Raw genomic sequence first — 12,078 nt, forward strand, 5'->3', positions numbered from 1 at the left:
AGCGCGGCCAGCAACAGCGCATTGCCACTCTGAGGGTTACAGCTTGATCAGCACCGACTTGAGCTCGGTGTAGTGCTCGATGGCCGCTGCGCCCATTTCCCGACCGACCCCCGACATCTTGTAGCCGCCGAACGGCAACGCCGGGTCGAGGGCGCTGTGGCAGTTGACCCATACCGAGCCCGAGCGGATCTGCGGGATCATCCGGTGCACCGCGCCCAGGTTGTTGGACCAGATGCTCGCACCCAGGCCGTAGGGGCTGTCGTTGGCCATGCGCACCGCGTCAGCTTCGTCATCGAACGGAATGGCCACCAGCACCGGGCCGAAGATTTCTTCCTGCACCAGCGGGTGACGCTGGTCGACATCGACAATCACCGTTGGCTTGACGAAGTAACCGGGGCCGAATTGCTCGCCACCGCAGGCGATGGTCGCACCGCTGCTGCGGCCTTGCTCGATGTAGTCGTAGACGCGCTTCTGCTGGCGCGCGGAGATCAGCGGCCCCATTTCCACGCTGGGGTCCAGGCCGTTGCCGAGTTTCATGGCATTGGCGATGCCGGCGATATCGGCCACCACATTGTCGAAATGCTTGCGCTGTACGTACAGGCGGGAACCGGCACAGCACACTTGGCCCTGGTTGAAGAAGATCGCGCTGGCGGCGCCGGCGGCGGCGCTGGCCAGATCGGCGTCGGCCATGACGATGGTCGGTGATTTGCCGCCCAGTTCCAGGGTGACCCGGGTCATGGAGTCCATGGCGATCTTGCCAATGGTCTTGCCCACGGCGGTGGAGCCGGTGAAGGTCAGTTTGTCGACCAGCGGGTTGCGGGTCAGGGCATCGCCGGCGACCAGGCCGGTGCCGGTCACGACGTTGAAGACCCCCGCCGGGTAACCCGCTTCCAGTACCAGTTCGGCCAGTTTCAGAGCACTCAGCGGGGTTTCATCGGCAGGCTTGAGGACCATGGTGCAGCCGGTGGCCAGGGCCGGGCCGAGCTTCCAGCAGGCCAGCAGCAGGGGGAAGTTCCAGGCGACGATGGCGCCGACCACGCCGACCGCTTCACGGCGCACGAACCCGTGGAACTGATCGGCGGGCATCAACGGCATCGACACCTCGACGGTGCTGCCTTCGATCTTGGTGGCCCAGCCGGCCATATAGCGCAGAAAGTCGATCGACAGCTGCACGTCCATGGCCCGGGCTACCACGGCACTCTTGCCGTTGTTCAGGCATTCGAGCTGGGCGAGGATTTCGCCGTCGCGCTCAAGCAGGTCGGCCAGGCGCCACAGCAGGTTCTGCCGCTCGCGTGGGCGGGTGCGGCTCCAGGCGGAGTCATCGAACGCCTGGCGGGCGGCGTGTACCGCGCGGTCGACATCGGCCGGGGTGGCGGCGGGCACCTCGCAGAGGTTCTCGCCGTTGGCCGGGTTGCGCAGGGTCAGGCGGGCGCCATCGCTGGAGTCGACCCAGTCGGCGCCAATCAGCATGCGTGGGGCGCGGCGAATGAAGGCTTCGACGTCGGGGTGCAGGGGGGCAGTGGTGGACATGGCAAACCTCATTGTTGTGAGTGAGTGCCGGGTGTTCGCAACGCGTGTGCCAACGTGGCGAAGTCCCTGTTTTCAGGCGCTGTCGGGCAACGTTGGCAGCCTGTCGCCGGGATGCTCCGTCTCATTTTGAGACAGTGGTGAGACGGGTCGGTATGTATCGTCACCTCAGCACCGTTGTCCGCAACAGGGGCGCGGCGCTTTACTCTGTGCTTGGCATGAACAGTGATAGCATAGTGCTATTGTTTGCGTCATTGCTGGTACGATCGTGCGCCAAATATGCGCAGCGCAAGCCTCAAGCTATCGCCCTGTGTGGCCGATACTCTGCGAGTGCGGCCCGATTCATTGCCGCAGCGAATCTACCCGCGAAGCCGAGCCTGTCCGTGAAGGTGCCTCTGCGTCTATTTTTTCATTTGCCATGACAGGTTTCGTGGATGCAGGTCTACAGCCAAAAAAGCTTTCTGATTGTCGATGACTTCTCCGATTTTCGCAGCTCGGCCCGCTCGATGTTGCGCGAACTGGGCGTGCGCGATGTCGACACCGCCGACAGTGGCGAGCAGGCACTGCGCATGTGCGCGCAGAAACGTTACGACTTTATCCTTCAAGACTTCCACCTGGGCGATGGCAAGAAGAACGGCCAGCAGGTGCTCGAGGACCTGATCCTCGACAAACTGATCAGTCATGAGTGCGTGTTCCTCATGGTCACTGCCGAAAGCAGCCAGGCGATTGTCCTCAGCGCCCTGGAGCACGAGCCCGACGCCTACCTGACCAAGCCGTTCAACCGCATCGGCCTGGCTCAGCGCCTGGAAAAACTGGTGCAGCGCAAGACCTTGCTCAAACCGATCCTCCAGGCCCTGGACCGCGGCCGTCCGGCCGAGGTGCTGGCGGCCTGTGCCGAGCTGTGCAAGAAGGACCCGCGCTTCGCGCCGCTGTGCCTGCGTTATCGCGCCGATGCCTTGCGCGACCTCAACCGCGTCGACGAGCTGGAGAAGTTCCTCACCACCATCATCGCCAGCCGCGCCACGCCCTGGGCCTATGCCGCCCTGGGCAACCTGTTGTACAAGCGCAACCAGTTGGCCCAGGCCCAGGGCGTATACGAACAAGCACTCAAGGCTTTCCCGATGATGCCCGGGCTGTACGATGGCCTGGCCGAGGTGCTGGTGGCCCTGGGTGAAAGCAAGCGCGCCCAGGGTGTGCTGGAAGAGGCCGTGCGCCTTTCGCCGTTGGCCGTACGCCGGCAGATGATGCTGGGCAAGCTGGCCCTGAGCAACGACGACTACGACACCTCGTCCAAGGCCTACCGGCACGCCGTCAACCAGGGCCAGAGCTCGCGTTACAAAGACCCGGAGAGCAACCTCGGGCTGGTGCAGGCGCTGATGAACAAGAACGCCGGCAACGGCCTGGATGCACGTACCCGGGTCGAGATCAACACCGTGCTCAGCGAAGTGGCCAAAGAGAACGTCGAAGACCAGGGGCTGCAGGTGCGCGCACGGTTGATGAAAGCCGCCAGCCTGCAGCAGGCTGGCGACGCCGAAACCGCCGCCAAGCTGACCGAACAGGCCATGGCCCGGCTGGAGAAAATGGACCAGTTTTTCTCGGTGGAAGCCGCGTTGGTGGTGGCCACGCAGTTGCAAAAGCTCGGTCAGGAGGCTGCCGGCACCTCTATTCTCAAGGGCTGCGTGGAGACCTACGGCGACGACCCCAAGGTCATGCAGAGCGTGGCACAACTGACCGATGATCCGAGCGTGTTGGGCGCGGTGACCGAAGCGGTCGACCTTAACCGCCAGGGCGTTCGCAGTTACCAGGCCGGCCAGCTCAGCGAAGCGCTGGCGCAGTTCCGCCGGGCCCTGACGCTGCAGCCGAAGAACATCAGTATTGCCCTCAACACCGCCCAGGCGCTGCTGCGCATCGGTGGCGAGGCACCGCCGCCGGCGATCATGGACGAGTGCCGTGCCTGCCTGGGCAGCGTGACCGGCATCCCGAAAAGCGACAACCGTTACGATCGCTACCGCAAACTGCACATCCGGGCCTTTGGCGCATGAACCAGGACAACCAGGGGCTGGATTTCTCCACGGTGATCGCCTCCACCGTACACGACATGAAGAACTCCCTGGCGGCCCTGACCCAGGCCCACAGCCAGTGGCTGGCGCGCCTGCCCGAAGCGTTGCGCAGCGGCAGCGAACAGGGGGTGATGGAGCACGAATTCAGCCACCTCAACGGCATGCTGGTGCAGTTGCTGGGCTTGTACAAGCTGGGCGTCAACCAACTGCCCATGTGCCCCGACTATCACGAGCTCGACGATTTCATCGAAGCCCAGCTGGCGGCCCAGCAGAACCTGCTGCAGCACCGCGACATCCTCGCCAGCTGGCGCATTGAAACCGCAAGCCCGCTGGGTTTCTTCGACCGCGAACTGGTTGGCTCGGTAGTGGCCAACATCCTCAACAACGCCATTCGTTATGCCGGGCATACCTTGTTGATCAGCGTCAGCGACGAAGGCGAACAACTGCTGCTGAGCATCAACGATGACGGACCGGGCTTCCCGGCGCGCATGCTCGAGCGTCAGCAGGAGTATGTGCAGGGTATCGACGGCAAGAGCGGCAGCACCGGCCTGGGGCTATACTTCGCGGCGCGGATTGCCGCTCTGCACGAGCGCAACGGCGTCAAGGGGCGGATCGAGATTGCCAACGGCGGGGTGTTGGGCGGGGGGCTTTTCAGGCTCTATTTGCCGTGAAGTGGTTATCCCGCGGGCTGTTGGCCGGGCTGTTGCTGCCATTGAGCGGGTGTCAGATTGCCCTGTACCCGATTACCCTGGTCAGCTGCGCTTTGCGTGCGCAGCCGACGCTCTCCCCTGAAGCCTTGCCGCTGGCGAGGGTGGGGCAGCCCTATCAGGCGCAGATCACGCTCATCGCCAGCAGTTCGCCGGTGAGTGGCTTCTATGCCGAACCCTTACCGCCAGGGCTGACACTGCAGCACCAGGGCCGCAGGCCTGACGCGACATTGGTCGGCACACCGCAACGTGAGGGGGTCTATCACTTCGTGGTGTCGGTGGGGGCGTTTGGTACGCAGTGTGCTGGCTTGAGTGCGGATCGCGAGTATCGCCTTGAGGTGAAGTGACGAGTGTCGTCGCCGGAGGTGGAAGGCTGTGCGACACTCCACCCTTTGCTCCACAGGATTGCCCCATGAACCCGGCTAAACCCGCCCTGATCCGCGAAACCTTCCCCGTCGGCCCGTTGCAGTGCAACTGCACCATCATCGGTGACCCGATCAGCAAAAAGGCCATCGTCGTCGATCCGGGTGGCAATCACGAGCAGATCCTCGCCCGCCTGGATGCCCATGGCCTGAAGGTGGTGAGCATCATCCATACCCACGCGCATCTGGATCATTTCCTCGCCTCCGGGCAGTTGAAGGAGAAGACCGGCGCCACCCTGCACCTGCATAAGGACGACCAGTTCCTCTGGGACAACCTGGAAATGCAGTGCCAGATGTTCGGCGTGCCCTACACTCCAGTGCCGGCGCCGGACCGCTGGCTGGCCGATGACGAAGAACTGGCCTGCGGCTGTGGCGTGGCCTTGCACACCCCGGGGCACACGCCGGGCTCGATGAGTTTCTGGTTCGCCGAGGCCAAGCTGCTGATTGCAGGCGATACGCTTTTTCGCCGTGGGATTGGTCGCACCGATTTGTGGGGTGGTGATCAGGCGACTATCGTTCGTTCTATCAAGCAGCGCTTGTACAGCCTGGATGAAGAGGCCACGGTGGTGACCGGACATGGGCCGGATACCCGCCTGGGTGATGAGATGCGCCAGAACCCGTTCGTGCGCGCGTGAAGTTTCAGGGAATTTTTCTGCTTTGCTGCAATCCAAGGCTGGCATAGATCCGAATCAGATCCGCTGCACTTTCGAATTACAGTAGGAGCTTGTCCATGTTCACCATGCGTCGTTTGATTATCGTCGCTACCGCTGCCGCGCTGATGTCCGGTTGTGCCAGCCCCAACCCGTATGACAGCCAGGGTCAGGCGCAGCAGGGTTCCACAGGGATGAGCAAAACTGCCAAGTACGGCGGCCTGGGCGCGCTGGCCGGTGCCATTGCCGGTGCGGCCATCGACCATAACAACCGCGGCAAGGGTGCGCTGATCGGCGCTGCCGCGGTGGGCGCCGCCGCCGCAGGTTATGGCTACTACGCCGACAAGCAGGAAGCTGCCCTGCGTGAGAGCATGGCCAACACCGGTGTCGAGGTTCAACGCCAGGGCGATCAGATCAAGCTGATCATGCCGGGTAACATCACCTTCGCCACCGACTCGGCCAACATTGCCCCGAGCTTCTACTCGCCGCTGAACAACCTGGCCAACTCCTTCAAGCAGTTCAACCAGAACACCATTGAAGTGGTCGGCTACACCGACAGTACCGGCAGCCGTCAGCACAACATGGACCTGTCGCAACGTCGGGCGCAATCGGTGGTCAGCTACCTGACCTCCCAGGGTGTTGACCCGAGCCGCGTCAGCGCCCGTGGCCTGGGCCCGGACCAGCCGATCGCCAGCAACGCCGACGCCAACGGCCGCGCGCAGAACCGTCGGGTAGAGGTCAACCTCAAGCCGATTCCTGGGCAGCAGTATCAGTAAGTTGCAAGATGTAAGAAAGGGGAGCCTGGCTCCCCTTTTTTGTGCCTGCAGTGGCCTCATTGCTGGCAAGCCAGCTCTCACAGAGGCCTGGTTAGCATCCTGCAACAGCCTTGGACTGGTAGTTTGAGCGTCCTAGGACCTATCCTACGAATTCTGTCGCCCTGCAGATGATTGCTCCGGGGGAAGTACACCACTAGGCTCACTGGGTCGCTGATGTATCAGCGATCGGGTTTGGCGACCTGGAGCAAACAAAAGACTGCACCATGTGAATGCTTGTCGGCGTTAAGTTGCGCTGACTTCACTTTATGGTGGCTGTGCGCGGGAGGGCTTCGGCCCTGCCGGGTTTCCCTTTTGGCTCGGTTCGCCAATCCGCGTACAGCCGCCACCCCTTCGTTTGGCGACGAGTCGGTGGCTGCTCCATTCCAAAAGGAGCTTCATCATGAAAAAAATCGTTCCAGACCCACCTGAATTCCACCTTCTCGAAACCACAGAAACCCCATTCGGCCTCTGCGATGCTGGTCATCCACAGTTATTCGCCGTGCGCGCCGGGGTCAATGTCGAAGATGCGCTGGTGCATGCATCGCTGTATTTGAAGTGCGCAAGCCTGACCGGGCCGCTGGCGGTCGAGCATACCTGTGAGCCGGGGCGAGGGTTTCTTCAGGCGACCCTGCATTCCCATGAAATGGCCAAGGCATTGATTGATGCGTTGCTCGATGGGCTGGAGAGCCGTGTGATCAGGATGCCAGGCGGCGCCTGAGTTGCGAGCGCGTTGCGCTCGATCGCTGGCAAGGCCAGCTCCCACAGGTCCGGTGTGTGCCCAGATTAATTGTGGAAGCCGGCTTTGCCGGCGATACGGTAGGTCAGGCGACTCAGCTTGGGCTTCTGGTAGTGATTGTCAGCACATCGGTATAAACGATGACCACAGACTGGCCGACCTTGAGATTTTTCATGCGCGCCTGAAGGTCAGGGTCTTCGACCTTCACCACCTTTTGCGGGCCCTCAGGTGGCGTCAGCGTTACCTCATGGGTTTTCAGGTCGATCTTGGTGATCTTCGAGGTGACCTTGATCTGCCGAAATGCCTCACCACCTGGGTTAGGGTTGTCCTTGGTGGCGCGAATGACACCGGCCTCCTTGCTGATGCCCGGGGCCTTGGTGAGGTCGGTTTCGAGCACAGTAGCAACCGAGCGGTTGACTGTGATGTTGACCAGGTCGCCGACCTTGAGGTTATGCAGGGCCTTGGCCTGTTCGCTCACCTGGATCGGCACCTCAGAGTTCTCAGGCCCTGCCACCGTAACGATGCGCTTATCGAGGTCAACGGCAAGGACTTTGGTATTCACCACATCCTCAGTGGCGACAGCGTCGATCAGGATGTCTTCTGCCTGCACCGTGAAACTGGCTGCAGACAGAAGTGAAACAACAGCAAAAGCATGGGCAAAGCGGCGCAGCGGTTTCATAGGCTTACGTTCCTTGTGATTGCTAGTTAAATCATCGTAGGAAGTGAGCATAGATGCTGTCCGGCAAATTACCCGTCGGCGTTTTGTCGCAGCCGTTCGAGCAAGGCGTCCTTATCGCTCCACAGCTGGTTGATCCATTGCTGGAAGGCCAGGCGATAGGTTTCATCCTGGTCGTAGTTCCTGCCCAGGAACTCGGCCGGAATCGCCAGTTCCTCGAAGTGCACGACAATGTGCCTGACCCGCCCGCACAGCAAGTCCCAGAAGCCTGGCGCCCCGTTTGGATAGTGAATGGTGACGTTGATGATCGACTGCAGTTGCTCGCCCATGGCATCGAGCACAAAGGCAATACCGCCGGCCTTGGGCTTGAGCAAGTGCTTGAACGGCGACTGCTGCTGGCGATGCTTGGCCTGCGTGAACCGCGTGCCTTCGGCGAAGTTGAAGATTGCCGTCGGCTTGCCGCGAAACTTGGCGCAGGTGCGGCGGGTGGTTTCCAGGTCCTTGCCGGCCTTTTCCGGGTGCTTGGCCAGGTACGCCTTGGAGTAGCGCTTCATGAACGGGAAGCCCAGCGCCCACCAGGCCAGGCCGATCACCGGCACCCAGATCAGTACTTGCTTGAGGAAGAACTTCAGCGGGCGGATACGGCGGTTGAGCACGTACTGCAGTACCAGGATATCGACCCAGCTCTGGTGGTTGCTGGTGACCAGGTAGCTGTGCTGGTAGTCCAGCCCGGCCAGGCCCTCGACCTGCCAGCGGGCCTTGCCCAGCAGGTTGATCCAGGCGTTGTTGTTGCTGATCCAGGTTTCGTGGATGTGGCGCATCAGTTCATCGGTGAGCCGCTGCGCCGCGGCGAACGGCAGCAACAGCTTGAACAGGCTGACGATGAACAACGGGGTGCAGCAGACGATGGTGTTGAGCCCCAGCAGCAACGAGGCGATAACCCCGCGCAGCGGCGCGGGTAGCAATCCGAGCATGTTCAACTATCCAGTGAGCGGTTGGCCTGAATGGCGGTCAGGGCGATGGTGTAGACGATGTCGTCGACCTGGGCGCCGCGCGGCAGGTCGTTGACCGGCTTGCGCAGGCCTTGCAGCATCGGCCCCAGGCTTACGCAATCGGCGCTGCGCTGCACGGCCTTGTGAGTGGTGTTGCCGGTGTTCAGGTCGGGGAACACGAACACGGTGGCGCGGCCGGCCACTTGACTGTTGGGCGCCAGTTGCCGGGCGATGTCCAGGTTGGCCGCAGCGTCGTACTGCAAGGGGCCGTCGATCAGCAGGCCGCGCTGGGTTTCCTGGGCCAGCAGGGTGGCTTCGCGAACCTTCTCGACCTCTTCGCCACTGGCCGAATCACCGCTGGAGTAGCTGATCATCGCCACCCGCGGGGCAATACCGAAGGCTTCGGCGGAGTCGGCGCTCTGCAGGGCGATTTCCGCCAGCTCATGGGCCGTTGGGTGCGGGTTCATCACGCAGTCGCCGTACACCAGCACCTGCTCGGGGAACAGCATGAAGAACACCGACGACACAAGGCTGCAGCCCGGCGCGGTCTTGATCAGTTGCAGGGCCGGGCGGATGGTGTTGGCGGTGGAGTGCACCAGGCCCGACACCAGGCCGTCGACCTCGTCCAGGGCCAGCATCATGGTGCCGATCACCACCGGGTCTTCCAGTTGTTGCTCGGCCATCGGTGCATTGAGGCTCTTGCTCTTGCGCAGGCTGACCATCGGCTCGACGTAGCGCTCGCGGATCAGGTCCGGGTCAAGAATCTCCAGGCCTTCGGGCAAGGTAATGCCCTGGGCGCGGGCCACGGCCTGAACGTCGTCGGGCTTGGCCAGCAGCACACAGCGGGCAATACCGCGGGCCTGGCAGATGGCGGCGGCCTGCACGGTCATCGGCTCGGCGCCTTCGGGCAGGACAATGCGCTTGTTGGCCTGCTGGGCGCGCTGGATCAACTGGTAGCGGAACACGGCTGGCGACAGGCGCAGCTCGCGCGGGGTGCCGCAGCGCTGGTGCAGCCAGTCGGCGTCCAGGTAGCTGGCGACGAAATCGGTGATCAGCTCCGCGCGCTCGCGGTCATCCACCGGGATTTCCTTGTTCAGGCCGTTGAGCTGGTTGGCGGTGTCGTAGGAGCCGGTGCTTACCGACAGGACCGGCAAGCCGGCCAGCAGCGCGCCCTGGCACAGTTCGAGGATGCGCGGGTCGGGCTTGCTGTCGCTGGTCAGCAGCAGGCCCGCCAGCGGTACACCGTTGATCGCCGCCAGGCTCACGGCGAGGATGATGTCGTCGCGATCCCCCGGGGTCACCACCAGCGTGCCGGGCTTGAGCAGCGGCACGGTATTGGCCACGGTGCGGGCGCAGATGATGATCTTGTTCATCCGCCGGGTTTCGTAGTCGCCGGCATTGAGTACCTGGGCGCCGAGCAGTTCGGCCACGTCGCGGGTGCGTGGGTCGTTGAGGCCGGCCTGGAAGGGGATGCAGCCGAGCAGGCGGAAGTCGCCGCCGCGCAGCAGCGGCGAATGCTCGACCAGGCGCGCGGCGAAGGCGCTCATGTCCTCGTCGGTGCGCACCTTGTTGAGAATTACCCCGAGCACTTTCGGGTCGCGTGGCCCGCCAAACAGCTGGGCCTGCAGTTCGACGCGCCCGGACAGCTCGGTGAGCACCTCGTTTTCCGGTGCCGACACCAGGATCACTTCGGCATCCAGGCTCTTGGCCAGGTGCAGGTTGACCCGCGCGGCGTAGCTGGCGTGGCGGGTCGGGACCATGCCTTCGACCACCACCACGTCCTTGCCGATGCAGGCCTGCTGGTAGAGAGTAATGATTTCCTCGAGCAGCTCATCCAGCTGGCCGTCGCCCAGCATACGCTCGACATGGGCCAGGCTCAGCGGCTGCGGTGGCTTGAGGCCATGGGTGCGGGCAACCAGTTCGGTGGAGCGTTCCGGGCCGGTATCGCCCGGGTGCGGCTGGGCAATCGGCTTGAAGAAGCCAACCTTCAACCCGGCACGCTCCAGGGTGCGCACCAGGCCCAGGCTGATGGAGGTCAGGCCGACGCCAAAGTCGGTCGGCGCGATAAAAAATGTCTGCATGCGAGCTTCTCGAAATGAGCTGTGCAAAAGAATCAATTGCCAAGGGTATCGCTATCGACCCCCCGAGCGCACCCGTCGCAAATATCCGGCAACCCGTTTGTCCGGGTTGCGTTCGCTTTCAGGCGAGGCCTTGGTTACACTTGTTCGTTCTACATTCTTATGCAAAAGGTCTCGCCCCATGCTGATCGCCGCCAAAAAGGCTGTCTCCATCGACTATACCCTGACCAACGACGCTGGTGAGGTCATCGACAGCTCCGCCGGCGGCGCTCCGCTGGTCTACCTGCATGGCGCAGGCAACATCATTCCGGGCCTGGAAAAAGCCCTGGAAGGTAAAACCACCGGTGACGAGCTGGACGTTGCCGTCGAGCCGGAAGACGCCTACGGCGAATACCTGGCCGAGCTGGTCAGCACCCTGAACCGCAGCATGTTCGAAGGTGTCGACGAGCTGGAAGTGGGCATGCAGTTCCACGCTTCGGCGCCGGATGGCCAGATGCAGATCGTCACCATTCGCGACCTGGACGGCGACGACGTCACCGTCGACGGCAACCACCCACTGGCTGGCCAGCGCCTGAACTTCAAGGTCAAGGTCGTCAACGTGCGTGATGCCAGCGAAGAAGAAGTAGCCCATGGCCACGTCCATGGCGAAGGTGGCCATCACCACTGATTTTCTGCGCTAAGCTCAGAGAGTCGCGAAGGCGCCCGGGCAAGTCCGTCGCTCCAGCAGGGGAAGACGGCTTGGCAGGGCGCCTTTTTGATGGGCTGGTTTTACTGATTGCAGCTCGCAGCGGCAACCGGGATCTGGAAAGGGGAGTACGTCATGAGTGCATTTCACGACCTGAAGCTGCAGGCACTGAATGGCCAGGAGTTGCCTCTGGCGCCGTTCAAGGGCCAGGTGGTGCTGGTGGTCAATGTCGCCTCCAAGTGTGGCCTGACCCCACAGTATGCGGCGCTGGAAAACCTCTATCAGCAGTACAAGGGCAAAGGCTTCAGTGTGCTGGGCCTGCCGTGCAACCAGTTTGCCGGCCAGGAGCCAGGGACTGAAGAAGAAATCCAGAAGTTCTGCAGCCTGAACTACGGCGTGAGCTTTCCGTTGGGCAGCAAGCTTGAAGTCAACGGCCACGACCGTCATCAGCTGTATCGCTTGCTGGCGGGTGAAGGCGCCGAGTTTCCGGGCGATATCACCTGGAACTTCGAGAAGTTTCTGGTCGGTAAGGACGGCCGCGTGCTGGCGCGTTTCTCGCCACGTACCGCGCCGGATGATCCGACAGTGGTGCAGGCGATCGAGAAGGCTTTGGCCTGATCGGCCCTATCGCGGGGCAAGCCCGCTCCTACAGAAGTGTAGGAGCGGGCTTGCCCCGCGATGCTGTTCAATCACCCAGATCAATAGTACTGGGCCACCCGAACGGCTCCCC

At 62.6% G+C, this 12,078-nt stretch carries 12 protein-coding genes and 1 pseudogene; 8 read left to right on the plus strand and 5 right to left on the minus strand.

All coding sequences use genetic code 11. The features are described from left to right. Window positions 1-36: 36 nt before the first annotated feature. Window positions 37-1,530, minus strand: a complete 1,494-nt coding sequence (locus tag BV82_RS04645) for an aldehyde dehydrogenase family protein (protein ID WP_036993858.1) — start codon at window positions 1,528-1,530, stop codon at window positions 37-39. A gap of 431 nt (window positions 1,531-1,961) precedes the next feature. Here BV82_RS04645 and BV82_RS04650 point away from each other — a divergent pair, with 431 nt between their 5' ends. From BV82_RS04650 to BV82_RS04675, 6 genes are all read left to right on the plus strand, one after another. Continuing rightward, the gene (locus BV82_RS04650; RefSeq protein WP_036993859.1) at window positions 1,962-3,569 is read left to right on the plus strand and encodes a tetratricopeptide repeat-containing response regulator; all 1,608 of its coding nucleotides are present in this window, start codon (window positions 1,962-1,964) and stop codon (window positions 3,567-3,569) included. Further along, window positions 3,566-4,258, plus strand: coding sequence for a sensor histidine kinase (locus tag BV82_RS04655; RefSeq protein WP_010225795.1), 693 nt, complete (start codon window positions 3,566-3,568; stop codon window positions 4,256-4,258). The genes BV82_RS04650 and BV82_RS04655 overlap by 4 nt, the downstream gene beginning before the upstream one ends. Beyond that, entirely contained in the window at window positions 4,255-4,641 is a 387-nt protein-coding gene (locus tag BV82_RS04660; RefSeq protein WP_036993860.1) for a hypothetical protein, read from the plus strand. Before BV82_RS04655 ends, BV82_RS04660 begins: the two co-directional genes overlap by 4 nt. Window positions 4,642-4,706: 65 nt before the next feature. Then, window positions 4,707-5,351: an MBL fold metallo-hydrolase gene (locus BV82_RS04665; RefSeq protein ID WP_010225797.1), complete on the plus strand. Its 645-nt coding sequence runs from the start codon at window positions 4,707-4,709 to the stop codon at window positions 5,349-5,351. A gap of 95 nt (window positions 5,352-5,446) precedes the next feature. Beyond that, on the plus strand, window positions 5,447-6,142 hold the full coding sequence (locus tag BV82_RS04670; RefSeq protein WP_010225798.1) for a YiaD family glycine zipper/OmpA-like lipoprotein: 696 nt from the start codon (window positions 5,447-5,449) through the stop codon (window positions 6,140-6,142). 439 nt (window positions 6,143-6,581) lie between these two features. Continuing rightward, window positions 6,582-6,899, plus strand: coding sequence for a DUF3077 domain-containing protein (locus BV82_RS04675; RefSeq protein ID WP_010225799.1), 318 nt, complete (start codon window positions 6,582-6,584; stop codon window positions 6,897-6,899). 112 nt (window positions 6,900-7,011) lie between these two features. Here BV82_RS04675 and BV82_RS04680 read toward each other — a convergent pair whose 3' ends face one another. From BV82_RS04680 to BV82_RS26305, 4 genes and pseudogenes are all read right to left on the minus strand, one after another. Then, complete coding sequence (locus BV82_RS04680; protein WP_036993863.1) at window positions 7,012-7,596, minus strand: hypothetical protein; 585 nt, start codon at window positions 7,594-7,596, stop codon at window positions 7,012-7,014. A 68-nt stretch (window positions 7,597-7,664) separates the two neighbouring features. Then, entirely contained in the window at window positions 7,665-8,567 is a 903-nt protein-coding gene (locus BV82_RS04685; protein WP_010225801.1) for an acyltransferase, read from the minus strand. 2 nt (window positions 8,568-8,569) lie between these two features. Continuing rightward, window positions 8,570-10,666: a phosphate acetyltransferase gene (gene pta, locus BV82_RS04690; protein ID WP_010225802.1), complete on the minus strand. Its 2,097-nt coding sequence runs from the start codon at window positions 10,664-10,666 to the stop codon at window positions 8,570-8,572. Between the two features lie 93 nt (window positions 10,667-10,759). Then, window positions 10,760-10,876 (minus strand): annotated as a pseudogene (locus BV82_RS26305) (DUF3565 domain-containing protein); the annotation flags it as partial. Here BV82_RS26305 and BV82_RS04695 point away from each other — a divergent pair. Then, the gene (locus BV82_RS04695) at window positions 10,845-11,330 is read left to right on the plus strand and encodes an FKBP-type peptidyl-prolyl cis-trans isomerase (protein ID WP_010225804.1); all 486 of its coding nucleotides are present in this window, start codon (window positions 10,845-10,847) and stop codon (window positions 11,328-11,330) included. The pseudogene BV82_RS26305 and the gene BV82_RS04695 sit on opposite strands and share 32 nt — an antisense overlap. Before the next feature lie 153 nt (window positions 11,331-11,483). Next, window positions 11,484-11,966: a glutathione peroxidase gene (locus tag BV82_RS04700; RefSeq protein WP_010225806.1), complete on the plus strand. Its 483-nt coding sequence runs from the start codon at window positions 11,484-11,486 to the stop codon at window positions 11,964-11,966. The last annotated feature ends 112 nt before the right edge of the window (window positions 11,967-12,078 follow it).

It is taken from the genome of Pseudomonas donghuensis, assembly GCF_000696345.2.
GTDB lineage: Bacteria > Pseudomonadota > Gammaproteobacteria > Pseudomonadales > Pseudomonadaceae > Aquipseudomonas > Aquipseudomonas donghuensis.